The 14,393-nt window shown below is 52.6% G+C and carries 14 protein-coding genes, 16 tRNA genes and 1 rRNA gene; 2 read left to right on the top strand and 29 right to left on the bottom strand.

Annotated elements, in window-relative coordinates; genetic code table 11:
* Positions 1-104 precede the first annotated feature (104 nt).
* Complete coding sequence (locus tag CJP46_RS08125; protein WP_094595136.1) at positions 105-902, bottom strand: TrmH family RNA methyltransferase; 798 nt, start codon at positions 900-902, stop codon at positions 105-107.
* Positions 903-967: 65 nt separating this feature from the next.
* Positions 968-1,630 (bottom strand): potassium channel family protein, encoded by a 663-nt coding sequence (locus tag CJP46_RS08120; protein ID WP_094595135.1) that lies wholly within the window; start codon positions 1,628-1,630, stop codon positions 968-970.
* Between the two features lie 214 nt (positions 1,631-1,844).
* Between CJP46_RS08120 and CJP46_RS08115 the strand changes: the two genes are divergently transcribed.
* Complete coding sequence (locus tag CJP46_RS08115; protein WP_094595134.1) at positions 1,845-2,078, top strand: small acid-soluble spore protein SspI; 234 nt, start codon at positions 1,845-1,847, stop codon at positions 2,076-2,078.
* 91 nt (positions 2,079-2,169) lie between these two features.
* Here CJP46_RS08115 and CJP46_RS08110 read toward each other — a convergent pair whose 3' ends face one another.
* The 3 genes from CJP46_RS08110 to CJP46_RS08100 all read right to left on the bottom strand — a co-directional run bounded on the left by CJP46_RS08110 (position 2,170) and on the right by CJP46_RS08100 (position 6,479).
* Positions 2,170-3,753, bottom strand: a complete 1,584-nt coding sequence (locus tag CJP46_RS08110; protein ID WP_094595133.1) for a peptide chain release factor 3 — start codon at positions 3,751-3,753, stop codon at positions 2,170-2,172.
* Positions 3,754-3,901: 148 nt separating this feature from the next.
* Positions 3,902-5,452 carry a glucose-6-phosphate dehydrogenase gene (gene zwf / locus CJP46_RS08105; protein ID WP_094595132.1) on the bottom strand — a complete coding sequence of 517 codons (1,551 nt, stop codon included), beginning with the start codon at positions 5,450-5,452 and terminating at the stop codon, positions 3,902-3,904.
* Between the two features lie 262 nt (positions 5,453-5,714).
* Positions 5,715-6,479, bottom strand: coding sequence for a YwmB family TATA-box binding protein (locus CJP46_RS08100; RefSeq protein WP_094595131.1), 765 nt, complete (start codon positions 6,477-6,479; stop codon positions 5,715-5,717).
* Positions 6,480-6,658: 179 nt separating this feature from the next.
* Between CJP46_RS08100 and CJP46_RS08095 the strand changes: the two genes are divergently transcribed.
* Entirely contained in the window at positions 6,659-6,982 is a 324-nt protein-coding gene (locus CJP46_RS08095) for a hypothetical protein (RefSeq protein WP_094595130.1), read from the top strand.
* 131 nt (positions 6,983-7,113) lie between these two features.
* Here the strand turns inward: CJP46_RS08095 and CJP46_RS08090 are convergent, their stop codons facing one another.
* The 24 genes from CJP46_RS08090 to CJP46_RS07975 all read right to left on the bottom strand — a co-directional run.
* Complete coding sequence (locus CJP46_RS08090; RefSeq protein ID WP_094596096.1) at positions 7,114-7,761, bottom strand: response regulator transcription factor; 648 nt, start codon at positions 7,759-7,761, stop codon at positions 7,114-7,116.
* A complete protein-coding gene (locus tag CJP46_RS08085; protein ID WP_094595129.1) occupies positions 7,742-8,824 on the bottom strand; it encodes a sensor histidine kinase in 1,083 nt (360 codons plus the stop codon). The genes CJP46_RS08090 and CJP46_RS08085 overlap by 20 nt, the downstream gene beginning before the upstream one ends.
* A gap of 15 nt (positions 8,825-8,839) precedes the next feature.
* Positions 8,840-9,487 (bottom strand): cell wall-active antibiotics response protein LiaF, encoded by a 648-nt coding sequence (liaF, locus tag CJP46_RS08080; protein ID WP_094595128.1) that lies wholly within the window; start codon positions 9,485-9,487, stop codon positions 8,840-8,842.
* 173 nt (positions 9,488-9,660) lie between these two features.
* Positions 9,661-10,365, bottom strand: coding sequence for a PspA/IM30 family protein (locus CJP46_RS08075; protein WP_094595127.1), 705 nt, complete (start codon positions 10,363-10,365; stop codon positions 9,661-9,663).
* A 3-nt stretch (positions 10,366-10,368) separates the two neighbouring features.
* Positions 10,369-10,848: a PspC domain-containing protein gene (locus tag CJP46_RS08070; protein WP_094595126.1), complete on the bottom strand. Its 480-nt coding sequence runs from the start codon at positions 10,846-10,848 to the stop codon at positions 10,369-10,371.
* A 4-nt stretch (positions 10,849-10,852) separates the two neighbouring features.
* Complete coding sequence (locus CJP46_RS08065) at positions 10,853-11,527, bottom strand: PspA/IM30 family protein (RefSeq protein ID WP_094595125.1); 675 nt, start codon at positions 11,525-11,527, stop codon at positions 10,853-10,855.
* 78 nt (positions 11,528-11,605) lie between these two features.
* Complete coding sequence (locus CJP46_RS08060) at positions 11,606-11,914, bottom strand: LiaF transmembrane domain-containing protein (RefSeq protein ID WP_094595124.1); 309 nt, start codon at positions 11,912-11,914, stop codon at positions 11,606-11,608.
* Between the two features lie 632 nt (positions 11,915-12,546).
* A tRNA-Leu gene (locus tag CJP46_RS08055) sits at positions 12,547-12,626 on the bottom strand.
* A gap of 22 nt (positions 12,627-12,648) precedes the next feature.
* Positions 12,649-12,725: transfer RNA gene (locus CJP46_RS08050), tRNA-Arg, on the bottom strand.
* A 12-nt stretch (positions 12,726-12,737) separates the two neighbouring features.
* Positions 12,738-12,811 (bottom strand) — tRNA-Cys (locus CJP46_RS08045).
* A gap of 9 nt (positions 12,812-12,820) precedes the next feature.
* Positions 12,821-12,895: transfer RNA gene (locus CJP46_RS08040), tRNA-Gly, on the bottom strand.
* A 6-nt stretch (positions 12,896-12,901) separates the two neighbouring features.
* A tRNA-Gln gene (locus CJP46_RS08035) sits at positions 12,902-12,976 on the bottom strand.
* Between the two features lie 21 nt (positions 12,977-12,997).
* Positions 12,998-13,073, bottom strand: a tRNA-His gene (locus tag CJP46_RS08030).
* Between the two features lie 37 nt (positions 13,074-13,110).
* A tRNA-Trp gene (locus CJP46_RS08025) sits at positions 13,111-13,184 on the bottom strand.
* A 10-nt stretch (positions 13,185-13,194) separates the two neighbouring features.
* Positions 13,195-13,280, bottom strand: a tRNA-Tyr gene (locus tag CJP46_RS08020).
* A 3-nt stretch (positions 13,281-13,283) separates the two neighbouring features.
* A tRNA-Thr gene (locus CJP46_RS08015) sits at positions 13,284-13,359 on the bottom strand.
* A 23-nt stretch (positions 13,360-13,382) separates the two neighbouring features.
* Positions 13,383-13,458, bottom strand: a tRNA-Phe gene (locus CJP46_RS08010).
* Positions 13,459-13,517: 59 nt separating this feature from the next.
* Positions 13,518-13,594: transfer RNA gene (locus CJP46_RS08005), tRNA-Asp, on the bottom strand.
* A 37-nt stretch (positions 13,595-13,631) separates the two neighbouring features.
* Positions 13,632-13,705: transfer RNA gene (locus CJP46_RS08000), tRNA-Met, on the bottom strand.
* Positions 13,706-13,740: 35 nt separating this feature from the next.
* Positions 13,741-13,816: transfer RNA gene (locus tag CJP46_RS07995), tRNA-Val, on the bottom strand.
* A gap of 74 nt (positions 13,817-13,890) precedes the next feature.
* Positions 13,891-13,962 (bottom strand) — tRNA-Glu (locus tag CJP46_RS07990).
* Between the two features lie 9 nt (positions 13,963-13,971).
* Positions 13,972-14,063 (bottom strand) — tRNA-Ser (locus CJP46_RS07985).
* Between the two features lie 4 nt (positions 14,064-14,067).
* A tRNA-Asn gene (locus tag CJP46_RS07980) sits at positions 14,068-14,143 on the bottom strand.
* Positions 14,144-14,276: 133 nt separating this feature from the next.
* Positions 14,277-14,393: ribosomal RNA gene (locus tag CJP46_RS07975) — 23S ribosomal RNA — on the bottom strand; the annotation flags it as partial.

Genomic DNA, 14,393 nt, shown 5'->3' with positions numbered 1-14,393 from the left:
GGCGGCATCTCTCGTGAAGCACTCCGCCCGGCAAAACGCAAAAAAGGCAGTTCCGCATCGCACACCGATCGGAATTGCCTTTTATTATGGATCCACTGGCAGGTTCAAGCAAAATGCCGCTGCCGCATCGCCTCGAACAGCATCAGCGTCGAAGCCATCGCCACGTTCAGCGACTCAGCCTGCCCCTGCATCGGAATGATGAGCGCATCATCGACCAGCTGCTGCGCCTGCTCCGACACCCCTTTAGCTTCGTTGCCGACGAGCAGCCAGCAGGAGCCCTGCCGGAAATCGTAGCTGTAGCACGTGTTCTGCGCCTGCAGGCTGGTGCTGATCACCCGCGCGCCGCGCTGCTTTGCCTCCGGCAGAATTTCCATCAAATCCCCCTCCACCACGGGCAAATGAAACAGCGACCCCATGGTCGAGCGGATCGTCTTCGGGTTGTACAGGTCGGCCGACCCGCGCCCCAGAATGACCCCGTCCGCCCCGGCTGCATCGGCACTACGGATGATCGTTCCGACATTGCCGGGGTCCTGCACGCCGTCCAGCACGATGACCAGGCTGCCCTCCCGGCTCATCAGGGCGTCAAGCCCTGCCGCGGTCTTGGCCTTCCGGGCAACGGCAAAAACCGGCTGCGGGGTTTTGGTATCCGTACACTTCGCGATCACCGCAGGCGATACGCCGATCCACTCCGCGGATTCCCCGCCGGCCAGGTGAGCAAGCTCGGGCGGAATCCCCTGCTCCAGGTCGAAAGCGAGGCATTCCAGGTCTGCCTCGGCCGTAAGCGCCTCCTGTACGAGGTGTATACCCTCGACGATATATTTTTGCTGCTTGTCCCGGTGTTTCTTCTCGAGCAGCTGCGCCCATTCCTTGACCCGGGAATTTTGCGGTGAAATGATGTCCATCCTTAACCGTCCTTCTTATTATTCAAATGCCTCAGCTATAGAAATTCTCTCCGCTCCAGCTCGGATCACTTCGGATAAGCGAGCTCCAGCTTGGTCAAATCGCTTTTCTCGCCGACGATAACAAGCACATCGTCTTCACTCAGCGGAGCATCGGCATACGGCGAAATATCCATCTTCGTGCCGTGCTTGATCGCCATGACGTTGCAGCCAAAACGGGCGCGAATGTCGAGCTCCCTCAAGTTTTTGCCGACCATGTCCTGCGAAGCCTTTAATTCCAAAATGCTGTAATCTTCGGAAATCTCGATGTAATCCAATATATTCGGGGAGGTGAGATGGTGGGCGACCCGCATGCCCATATCCCGCTCCGGAAAAATCACTTTATCTGCGCCGATTTTTTCCAAAACCTTGCCGTGCAGTTCATTTTGCGCCTTGACGATGATCGTCCCCACGCCCAGGTCTTTCAGAATGAGCGTCGTCAAAATGCTGGATTGGATGTCTTCTCCGATGGCGACAACCACCACGTCAAAGTTTCGGATGCCCAGGGCACGGAGCGCCTCTTCATCCGTTGAATCCGCTGATACGGCATGCGTTACGATATTCGATACTGCCTGGGTGCGCTGTTCATCCGAATCGATGGCAAGCACATCAAATCCCATTTCGCTCAGCGTGTTCGCGACACTGGAGCCAAAGCGTCCCATACCGATGACGGCATACTGCTTTTTCGCCATTTGTTAACCTCCCGGACTGTAAGAAGTCTATCCTGATTATTATATCACAGCGGGTGAAAAACTTGAATTTTGCCCCCTGCCCCGGGGCACATTATTAATGAATATCATTACAATCAGACTGAGCCCAGAGAGCGGAACGTCTTGCACATTGGCATGCGGAAGCGGACCGGCTCGATGTGAGGGTTCAATCTGTTTACCTGGAGGGAAAAAGATAATGTCAGTTCTTCTCGATCTGCGCCAAGCCATTGTCCATAAGGTCCATGACAGCAATGAATCCGAGCTTCGTGAAATGATCGAAGGTTCCGTCGACGGCCCGGAGCAGGCGCTTCCCGGCTTGGGAGCGATCTTCGAAATGATGTGGAAAAATATCGACACGAAGCAGCAGAATGAGCTCGTCCATGTCGCCCATGAGCACTTGAAGACAATTACTCCGGGTCCACTGACTTAGAAAAAAGGCACCGGTGCATTTACGGCAATGAAAATACCCCTCTGCTGATTAGCTGAGGGGTATTTTCTATATTACAGAAGCTTCAGCAGACTTACGGAGCGGTCTCCAAAAACTTCGCGGTCGGATTTTTTTCCATCGCGGTACGCATCGCGTATTCGTTCTCGAACAGCACGACGTAGTTGCCCTTCTTATCCTTCACCAGCGTCGAGTTGATGCGGAATTTGCTCGGATCGATCTGATCGTCCACGATCCAGCGGGCGAACTGGTACGGCATCCGTTGCAGCTGCACATCCACGCCGTACTCGCCTTTCATCCGGTATTCGAATACTTCGAACTGCAGCTGGCCGACAACGCCCAGAATCGTATCGTCGAAGCTGACCGTATGGAACACCTGAATGGTCCCTTCCTCCGTCAGTTGGTCGATACCTTTCTGGTACTGCTTGTGTTTCAGGGCGTTCTTGACCGTCACCTTGGCGAAAATCTCCGGCGAGAACGTCGGCAGCTCGTCAAAGACGATTTCGCTGCCCTGGCTCAGGGAGTCGCCGATCCGGAAAATCCCCGGATCAAACAGCCCGATAATATCGCCCGGATACGCCTCATCGACGATGTCGCGGTCCTGCGCCAGGAACTGCTGCGGCTGCGACAGCTTAATTTCCTTGCCTGCCCGCACATGCTTAACGCTCATACCGCGCTGAAACTTGCCGGACACGATCCGCATGAAGGCGATGCGGTCCCGGTGCGCCGGGTTCATGTTCGCCTGGATTTTGAAAATGTAACCCGAGAACTTCTCGTTCGTCGGCTCGATCAGTCCGGCCGTGCTGCGGCGCGGCTCCGGCTTCGGAGCAAGCTGCAGGAAGTTCTCCAGGAACGTTTGCACCCCGAAGTTGTTGATCGCACTGCCGAAGAACAGCGGCGTCAGTTCGCCCTTCTGTACCTTTTCCAAGTCAAAAGGGTCGCCCGCAACGTCCAGCAGCTCCAGGTCCTGGCACAGCTGATCGTGCAGGTAATCCCCCGCCATCTCGCGGATCATCGGGTCGTTATAGTCCTCCACCTTCTGTACCTGGATCGTCGAGTGGTCGTTCCCCTGGAACAGCTCGACCTGGTTCTTCATGCGGTCGTAGACGCCGCACAGTTCGCGCCCGGTCCCGATCGGCCAGTTCATCGGCACGGAGCGGATGCCCAGCACCTGCTCCAGCTCCTCCATCAGGTCGAACGGGCTCCGGCCTTCCCGGTCGAGCTTGTTGATAAACGTAAATATCGGAATGCCCCGCTTCGCGCACACCTGGAACAGCTTGATCGTTTGGGCCTCGACCCCTTTGGCCACGTCGATCAGCATGACCGCGGCATCAGCGGCAGTCAGCGTACGGTACGTATCTTCACTGAAGTCCTGGTGACCTGGGGTGTCCAAAATGTTGATCCGATGCCCGTTATAATCGAACTGCATCACCGACGAAGTAACCGAGATCCCCCGCTGCTTCTCGATTTCCATCCAGTCACTGGTCGCGTGCTTGCTTGCTTTGCGCGCTTTGACCGTACCGGCGAGCCGGATCGCGCCGCCAAACAGGAGCAGCTTCTCCGTTAATGTCGTTTTCCCTGCGTCCGGGTGGGAGATAATCGCAAACGTCCGGCGCTTATCCACTTCCTGCTGCAGCGTATCATCTATCGCTTTGCTCATTTCACTATTCCCTTCATCACTAAAGTCATGTCTATTATTGTATCACATTCTCTACGCAAATCACCCCCATGCAGAGGCTGCATGAGGATGAATTCATTTCAGGCTATGTCTTTAGTGAAACATACGGCCAAGTGCCGGTCCATCGGTTTTATTTGCCAATCTGCCACACGACGTTGTCCTCTTCCTGACCGTTCACCGGCCACCAGTGGAAGCCGTCCGCTTCCAACAGTTCGTCCGTTTCCTTCGGCCCCCAAGACCCGGCAGGATAATAGGCGATGTCGCCCTGATTTTCCGCCCAGGCCTCGGCGATTTTATCGACGAAGGACCAGGCCGAAGCCACTTCATCCCAGCGGGTGAAGTACGTCGATTCGCCGCGGGCTGCATCATGCAGCAGGCGCTCATACGCTTCAGGCGAGTTGATGCCGACCATGCAGCTCTGGCAGAAGTCCATGGCGAGCGGCTCGATCTCCGATTCGGAGCCCGGCTTTTTCGCATTGATCTTCACATAGATGCCTTCCATCGGGTTAACCCGGATGACCAGCAGGTTCGGTTCGAGCTTGTATTTTTTGCCCAAATAAACGTTGTTCGGCATGCTCTTGAATTCCACGACGATTTCCGTCGTTTTGACCGGAAGGCGTTTGCCGGTCCGGATATAGAACGGTACGCCCGCCCAACGGAAGTTATCCACGAACAGCCGCGCCGCAAAGTACGTTTCCGTATTGGAATTCGGATCGACCTTGTCCTCCTCCCGGTAGGCCGGCAGGTCTTTGCCGCGGGCAGAGCCCTTGATGTATTGGCCGCGGATCACGTTCTTTTTCACTTCTTCCACTGATTCGTACGGGCGGAGCGAACGTAGCACCTTTACCTTCTCGTCGCGGATGTCCTCCGGCAGCAGGCGGCTTGGCGGCTCCATCGCGATCATCGTCAGCATCTGCAGCATATGGTTTTGTCCCATATCGCGCAGCGCACCGGCATGGTCGTAGTAGCCCCCCCGCTCTTCAACGCCGACGGTTTCGCTCAGCGTAATCTGCACATTGGAGATATGCTTGTTGTTCCACAGCGGCTCGAAAAATGCGTTGGCGAAGCGGATCACTTCGATATTCTGCACCATTTCCTTACCCAGGTAGTGGTCGATCCGGAAAACTTCTTCTTCCTTAAAGACCTGGCGAATTTGCTCGTTCAGTTCTTCGGCTGATTTCAGATCGTAACCGAACGGCTTCTCAATGACAAGGCGGTTCCAGCCTTCGGCGTCCAGCATGCCGCCCTTTTGCAGGTTGAACGATACACTCCCGAACAGCTCGGGTGCCAAAGCAAGGTAGAACAGGCGGTTGCCCGGAATGCCGAACTGCTTCTCAAGCTTCACCGTCTGTTCGTTTAATTCACGGAATCCGTCGACGTTGTTGATATCGAGGGATTTATATTCAAAATGCTGCGCAAACGTCTTCCAATTATCGTTGTCCTCCGTCTTGTAACGGCAAAATTCCTGAATCGACTGGAATATGTCCTCACGGAACTCCTCTTGGGTACGCGGACGCCGCGCGACGCCGATGACCGCAAAATCCTCGGCTAATTTACCTTCACGATACAAACTATAAATGGCAGGAAACAGTTTGCGTTTGGCCAAATCCCCGGTTGCCCCGAAAATAAAAAATACAGCACCAGGTGTTTTGAGTGCTTCAAGATTTTGATTTTCAGTCATGGCTCCTCATTCTTTCTATGTCGTATTTTGGTCTCTACAAAATCCCGATTTTACACCATAATTTGGCTGTATAGAATGAACTAAAGAAATGATGTTATAGGCGGCCACTATTGGGCCGTTATAACAGGAAGTTCAATGCAAAACTTTAGTTCAATCTATGTGGCATAAAATGATTGATGTCATTTTAGCATATTCATCAGCATGATGCTATCCGTTTAACTTTGTGGCAAATCAAAAATTTTTGTCGATGCTCTGGGCCGGTTTAATACTCAATTGTAATGACCGGAAGCCCGATCGTCACCCGGCTGCTGCCGGTCGATTGATCCTCATGGACTGCCACCTGCATGTTCAGAATCTTCCCGCCGCTTTGGATACCGGATCGCAATGACGGCACCTCATAAGCGTTGCTGACCGTGGTCGCATCCTCATAGGATTCCGCCTTCGTCGCGTCCAGATTTCTGAAAATGCCACCCTCTACCGCTTTCATGGTCGATCCGGCATTTTGCTCCCCTTTAACCGTTCCCTGCAAAGACGCATTCCATTCAGCATCAATCCCGTTTTTGCGCATCGCCTGCCCGTATTCCGACTGGAGTTCGCTCAAAGCATTCAGCTGCTCGTCACCAGCCGCCTCTAGCTGAATAATAATATAACTGCGGTCCTCCGATATTTCCTGCCAGTTGAACCGCACATTAACGCCATTTTTCGTATCCACGACCCGGTACGTCAGGTGGCCGCCTTCGGTCAGCCGCTGCACTCCCGGAAGATTCAGTGATTGGGACAGCTCCTCGGCCGCCTCATAAGGATCCTGATTGCCCTTGGTTTCCCAGGCACCCTGCCACTTCACAACCAGACGCTGCGGGACGTCCACCACTTCATTTCCCAGCTGCAAGAGGGTGCGCAGTTCTTCCGGATTCTGATGGGACGGCGCCGACGTCAGATTCGCGCTGTACCACAAATACCCCATCCATACCAAAGCCGCTATGCATACCGCCAAACCCAAACCTGCCCATCTCCGGACTGCCATCATCCCTCATACATCCCTTCACCAGGAAATCTATCAATCTACTAAAAGGATGTCCGTTTCAGTGGCATTTATACCCCGTTCTTAAAAGAGAATAGGTGAAATTGGGTGAATGACCATAGCCGCGTCCATAGGCCGTGAATACACTGGTTAATAAAAATGACAAGGGAGGTTCGCACACTTCCATGATCCCTATTTACCCATTAACGGAGGAAAATATTCGGCAGCACTGCGGCAAAATGGTCGCCGCCTGCATGTATGACGGCAGAGTATTTACCGGCAAGCTGACCGAGTGCAAAGACGGCCATATTATTCTGAACGGGCCTGAAAACACCACACTGCACGGCGCCAAAGTAAAGGGTCGCCATAAAAATCGCGTAAAGGGTCCGGTGGCCAAAGCCCCGCAAAAAGCCAGTATCCGCGCCTTCTATCCTTACGGATATGGCTTCGGTTACGGCGCCGGCTTGGCGCTGGGTTTGGCTACCCTGGGACTGCTGTTTTTGATCTAGCAGAGGTTCCTCATAGAACGGCCTGAAGTCGATATGGCTCTTAGAGTGCAAAATAACCCGCTACGCTCTTTACAAAAAAAGAAGCCCCTTGTTCGCCAATGGCTTCCTAAGGGGCTTCTCTATAATGTTGACTATTCCGCCAGACCGTTCTTATAGGCGTAGATCGCCGCTTGCGTGCGGTCGTCTACGCCCAGCTTCGCCAGGATGTTCGTCACATGGAACTTGACCGTCTTGATTCCGATGATGAGGTCATCGGCGATTTCCTGGTTGGACTTGCCCTGCGCCAATAGGCGGAGTACATCCATTTCGCGGTCGGTTAGCTCCTTGTGCGCCGGGGCATCCACCTCCGGATGGCGGAACCGGTTCATCATCTTGGAGGCGACCTGCGATTCCAGCACCGACTGGCCGCGCGCCGCGGCGCGGATGGCGTCGGCAATCTCGCTAGCGCGCGACGTCTTCAGCAGATAGCTGAACGCACCGGCCTCTATGACCGGGTACATTTTCTCGTCGTCCAAATAGCTCGTCAGCACGATCACCTTGCAGTCCGGGTACAGCTTCAGCAGCTCCCGCGTCGCCTCGATCCCGTCCATGCCTTCCATCACCAGGTCCATCAGGACGACGTCGGGTTTGTATTCCCGGGCAAGCCGGATACCTTCCTCCCCGCTGCCTGCCTCGCCGACGACTTCTATGCCGTCCTCGGTCCCCAGCACGGCCGCCAGGCCGATCCGTACCATCTCGTGGTCATCGACGAGCAGCACTTTAATCATGGGTGTTTCCATTTCCAAGATCCTCACTCCCTGCTTTGTCTTCGGATACAATCGGCACCGTGATTTCGATTCGCGTTCCTTTGCCGGGCGCCGTAATAAACTGGATCGATCCACCGATTTCGTTGACGCGTTCCTGCATATTGGAAAGGCCGTAAGAGGCCTGTTTTGTCTCGTTTAATTCAAATCCTTGGCCGTCGTCACGCAGCATAACCCACACCATGTCTTTCTTTTGGTGAATCCGGATTTCCATCTTATCCGCCTTGGCATGCCGGAGCGTGTTGGACATCGCTTCTTGGATAATGCGGAACAGATGATTTTCGATTCCTTTCACGAGGTGGATGCCTTTGTCCATTTCAAACACGATTTCCATGGGGACCTTCACTTTAAGCTCTTTGACCAGCTCGCCGAGGCCTTGCTCCAGCGGCTTGCCTTCCAAATAGACCGGCCGGAGATGCAGCAGCAGCGCTCTCATTTCCGACTGGGCCACGGCGGCCATTTCTTCGATGAGCGCCACCTGGCGCTGGGCCTTGTCAAAATCCTTTTCGAGCGTCCTCCCTACGGCCGTGGCTGTCATCGATATCGCAAACAGCTGCTGAGATACCGCATCATGCAGCTCTCGCGCCAGCCGCTGCCGCTCCTCCACGATCGCCGAGATCCGCGCCTGCTCGGCCAGCTGGGCGTTGTTCGTGGACAAGCGCTGAAGGGAGTTCACCTGCTCCTCCCACTTTTTGCTGATACGCCCAAGCTGCTCGCCAAGACGCCCCACCTCGTCGCTCCCAAGCTCCGGCACGGAGCGGGCGACGTTCCCCTTTTCCCAGGAGAGAAGCGTTTCCCGGAGCCTCTCCAGCTTCATTTTAACCCGGTAGCTTTGATAGAACCCAAAGATAGCTCCCAGACCGATCGGCACGAGGATAAGCGTGGCACCGGCCTGCAGCGTTTTTTGCCACGAATCAAAAGGGGCCAAATAACCATATGTATACAACACGTAAAAAATGATCAGAAGCATAATAAAAGAAAGAAGGGCCCCCTCGCCCATGCTCCGGGAGACCATATTAGCCGGTTTTCTGGTTTTCATCAGGGAACCCTCCTCCTATGACAGATCAATATCAACATCTCCTACCAGGTAAGAAATATGGAATTTAACTTTGTACTCGCTGGTCTCATAATTGGGTGACTTCCAGTTTAGGCGGTTCATCAAGCCGTTATCCCGGTGCCCTCTGAAATCGATCGATCCGAACAGGACGAAAACTTCAAGCTCCACCCCGTAGTACTCCGGAATTTTGATGTCCGTATCCCCCATGATCCCTTGAAACATCATGACCGTACGGTGTTCTTCGGGGATTGCGAGCGACAAATCCAGATCGGCTTCATTGATGACATGCCAGACGCTTTGGCTTCTCATGACCCAGGGGGCCTGGTCCCAATTGTAATGGCCTGAAAATCCCTGCTTCTGCAAGTATCCGTCCCTGTTCTGTACCTTTCTTGCTTTCACAAAAAACCATCCCAGGGAGATCAGCGCAATGCCCAGCACGATCAGCAAATGATCGATCAACAGCAGGATGGCGCCCACCGCTACGAGCCGGTATCCTCTCTTCACTTTTCCGCCGCGAATCGTATAAATTCCCATAAAAATGAATAAGAGGGCGACGATGGTGAAAAAGCCGACCCACCTGCCGAAGAGCATGAGGAGACCGATTCCGATGAGAATCAGCGCAATGATGCGATTTCTTTTTTCCATGCCGCACCTCCTTATGATGTCTAGATTTATCGGAAAAGTAAGATCGGAAAAGCCATAGGGTTGTGACGGGCACACTCCTTATGGCTTCACCGGGTTCCAGGAAGATGTGAATGAGGTCTCGCGCCCTTATTCCATTCTTCCTAGCATATCATATTGTCCGAAGAATTGAATACTTATTCTTTATTCGATTTGGTAGGAGCGGCAGCCGGCGGGTTCAATTTGCTTTTCAGCGCACTGAGCTGTTCTTCCACCTTCAGCTGCTTCTCCGCATCGACCGGGCTGGTGAAAGCGGCTGCTTCGGGACGGTAAGGGGCACGCATCACATCAGCTTCAGCTTCCAGTTGCATGATTTTCTCTTCCATGCGGTGGAATCCGAGGGATGCGCTGCCGCTTTCGATCGTATGCAGGCTGCTGATTTGAGACATTTGCTTTTTGGCCTTCGCCATTTGTGCACGGGCTACGAGTTCATTACGCTTGTTGCGCATTTTGTAGAACTCGTCTTTCATGTCATGGAGCTGCTGCACCAGTTCTTTGGCTTGCGCTTCGGATTGAGCGTGCAGTTCTTGGTACTCGGTCAGTTTTTGGTCAAAATAAATCTTTTCCTCGAGCAGCTTGCGCGCTACTTCCTCTTGACCGTTACGGAGAGCCAGCTCGGCTTGAGCCTCGCGTTGGCCGGCCATCTTCACCGCTTCTTCCACACGCTGCTTCATGCGGCGTTCGTTGGCCATTTGTTTGGCTACCGTGACTTCCGCGTCATGGATTTCTGCCTCCATATCGCGCAGATACTGATTCAGCATCACAACCGGATCTTCAACTTTATCCAATACCTCGTTCACCGACGCCTTTGTCATATCCTTAATTCTTTTAAATACTCCCATGTTTTACACTTCTCCCTTCTCGTACTTAGATAATTTTTTTTTCAATTCTTCAAGCTCTTTCTTCATGGCTTTCTTCTCGATATCTTCCATCATGGCGTCCAGGTCGGATGCGGACGAGCTGTATCCGCCCGGTCTGCCTCCACCACCGTTGTATTTGGCTCTTGGATCAAAGGATTGGGCACCATAAGCACCGTTGCCTTGCTGACCGTTGCCGTAGTAGCTGCCGGACCCCATACTATTGCCGTAGTATCCGCCCCCAGCTACCCCCGGACCCGGTCCATATGGATTAAAAGGTGTCGTTGGTTCTTTAGGGATGACCAATGCCGCGATAAAGTAGATGAACAATGTCGTTCCGCCGGTAAACGGGATACTGATCAAAAACAGGATCCGCAGCAGCGTGGAATCAATGCCCAGTGTATCGGACAGACCGCCGCATAAACCGGTAACCATCTTATCGCGAGTTGATCGGTATAGCTTGCTCATGACGTTACTCCTTTCCGCTGTTGTTCAGCTTTTCCTTCAGGCGGGCCAGCTCCCTTTCCAGCACGCTCGATACGGTCCCGCTGGCCTGCTCAAACAGTTCCTGGCCGCCGCGGCGCAGGTCGCGCAGGCTGCGTGCTTCAAACTCCCAGTCCGAAATGCGGTCTTCCAGACGGTTGAACATCTTGGGAACATCCTGGCCGCCAAAACCTTCCATACGCTGGTTCATGCGCTGCTGAAGTCTGAGGGTTTCCATCCGTGCCGCGTAGTATTGACGTTTGCTGTACACGGTTTGGTACTCCAATTTCAGATCGTTCAGCTGATTTTCGAGCTCGGTGAGCGACTGGCGAGTTGTATCCAGCAGACCGCCGTATTGCTCGAGCTTTTCTTCATAAATGATTTTTTCCTGAAGCGCGAGCTTGGCTAGATGATCCTCGCCGGCCTTGAGAGCTAGCAGCGCCTGCTCCTCACGCTTTTCTTTCATATTGGATGCCTGATCTACTTGCTGTTTCAGCTGTCTCGTGTGAGCGGAATACTGCTGAACGAGCTTCTCGGCTTCCATAATATCGTCACGCGTTGATGCCAAAAACTGATCGATCAACCGTACCGGGTCCTGACTTTGTTCCAAACGTTCGTTTAATGTCGCTACGGTGATATCCCGTACCCTGCGAAATACGCTCATCTGTTTTGCTCCCTCCTTATTAGCTGTGATCGCCTATTCGTTTTGACTGTATTTAATGAAGGTAAATCCTTGTCACCTTTACATCCATTTCGACGTCTTATTCTTACCTTTCAGCAGCATAATCCCGAACACTACCAGGGCAATTCCCAGCAGCGGCCCGATGATCCAGGACAGCTTCGCCAGAAGCCCCATGACACCGAACGCGAGAATAATCGTACCGATGACCACCTTACCTCTGCGAATTCCATAATAGCCGAGCACGATCATCAGGATCGGGAAGATCAATCCGATCAGCTTGCCGAATAATGGAGCGAATACGCCCAGGAGCATCAAAGCTCCGATTGCGATCAATACGATCGCCCAACCAGAAGTTTTATTTGTTCTCATGCATTGTCACCGCCTTTCGTTTGTATCAACCTTATGACTCTATTTTAGGTTCAATCCGGGTTTTCCAAAACGGACCGAAGACGGTTTTTGATCCTAGACCTAAGTCGGGGGAGGGCTCGGACCTTAGACGAATCAGGCTTCTTCCCGCATGTGCCGCGACAGGTGCTTCTTTCACAAGCAGCTTAAATAGCGTGCTTAAAGCACAAGGACGACACGATACGGAAACTGAGATAAGAAGCTTGCTCTCCCAAGCATTTCTGTGGGCTAGGAATCATTTGAGGGCCCAAGGCGGGAGCTGGTAAAAACGTCATCTGTATATGTACTTTACAGCGATCCTGCCTCCCTGGATCACATTGTGTCTTTAAAATAAGGGATGGAAAATATTTAAATGAAGCCTTAAATGGAGTAATAGAAGAAAAAGACGGAGTACCGATCAGAAGATCTTCTGCAACGCCGTTGTGTACCACCATGCGGAGAGAATATTAAGCTAATGGAACGGCTTACTAGTGGAAAGGGCTGATTGGATGGAAAAGCGCATTATAGTGGATAACGGGGTTAACAACTGGTTGGGCTACAATCTAATCTTATACAAGAAAAAGCCTTGGATATCATTCCAAGGCTTTTTCCTCTGATGCCGGTGAAGGGACTCGAACCCCCACGGTTTCCCTCACGATTTTGAGTCGCGCGCGTCTGCCAATTCCGCCACACCGGCATATTCAGTTTTTTTAAAAAAATGGCGCGCCCTAAGAGATTCGAACTCCTGACCTTTTGATTCGTAGTCAAACGCTCTATCCAGCTGAGCTAAGGGCGCATATGAAGTTGATGGAGGCGCCACCCAGATTCGAACTGGGGATAAAGCTTTTGCAGAGCTGTGCCTTACCACTTGGCTATGGCGCCGAAATAAAATGGAGCGGACGACGGGAATCGAACCCGCGACCCTCGCCTTGGCAAGGCGATGCTCTACCGCTGAGCCACGTCCGCTTAAACTGGCTGGGGATATAGGATTCGAACCTATGCATGACGGAGTCAAAGTCCGTTGCCTTACCGCTTGGCTAATCCCCAACAAGATTGTCATTGTAATTATGGGGCGATCGATGGGACTTGAACCCACGAATGCCGGAGCCACAATCCGGTGCGTTAACCCCTTCGCCACGACCGCCATAATTCAAAGCCTTCATATGAAACTGTACTTCGATTGGCAGGGGCAGCAGGAATTGAACCCACACTAACGGTTTTGGAGACCGCTGTTCTACCTTTAAACTATGCCCCTATAATAAAACTGGTGGAGGCTGATGGATTCGAACCACCGAACTCGTACGAGAACAGATTTACAGTCTGCTGCGTTTGGCCACTTCGCTAAGCCTCCATATGGTGCCGGCGAGAGGACTTGAACCCCCAACCTACTGATTACAAGTCAGTTGCTCTACCAATTGAGCTACACCGGCTTTTATGACTTTGTTATAATTCATGGTGGCTCGGGACGGAATCGAACCGCCGACACGAGGATTTTCAGTCCTCTGCTCTACCGACTGAGCTACCGAGCCTAATTTTGTTTCTACTAAGAGTATCATTGCAATAAGCTGCGATCTCTCAAGAAAATAAATGGCGGAACCGACGGGATTCGAACCCGCGATCTCCTGCGTGACAGGCAGGCATGTTAGGCCTCTACACCACGGTTCCACGGCCAATTATGTATCTCCGTATGAAAGGAGATAAATTGCGGGGGCAGGATTTGAACCTGCGACCTTCGGGTTATGAGCCCGACGAGCTACCGGACTGCTCCACCCCGCGTCATTAAAAAATCATTTATTTTCTTTTGAAAATCATGGTGGAGGCTGAGGGGATCGAACCCCCGACCCTCTGCTTGTAAGGCAGATGCTCTCCCAGCTGAGCTAAGCCTCCATAAGAAACACTTTCAATATCTTAGCAGAAAAACCACTTAAAAATCAAGCACTATTTCTTAAATGATAAGAAAGTGACCCGTATGGGATTCGAACCCATGTTACCTCCGTGAAAGGGAGGTGTCTTAACCCCTTGACCAACGGGCCAAACTATAATGGCGGAGAGAGAGGGATTCGAACCCTCGAGACGCTTTTGGCGCCTACACGATTTCCAATCGTGCTCCTTCGGCCAACTCGGACACCTCTCCATAATGGCTCCCCGAACAGGACTCGAACCTGTGACAACTCGATTAACAGTCGAGTGCTCTACCAACTGAGCTATCAGGGAACAATATTTAATTCAAGTGTTTTGATCACCTGAAAACTAGATACGAAACGAATCTGCGCTCTAAGAATTATCGGGTCCCCGCCAAAGTACTCGGAATCAGCTTCAGCGCTGTTCTTCACTTTGGTGGGTCATTTTGGATAAGCCCTCGACCGATTAGTATTGGTCAGCTCCATGCATTGCTGCACTTCCACCTCCAACCTATCTACCTCGTCGTCTACAAGGGGTCTTACATACTGGGAAATCTCATCTT

The sequence above is a fragment of the Paenibacillus sp. XY044 genome, from assembly GCF_002257645.1.
Lineage (GTDB): Bacteria > Bacillota > Bacilli > Paenibacillales > Paenibacillaceae > Paenibacillus_AQ.
This window is presented reverse-complemented; position numbering and strand designations above follow the sequence as displayed.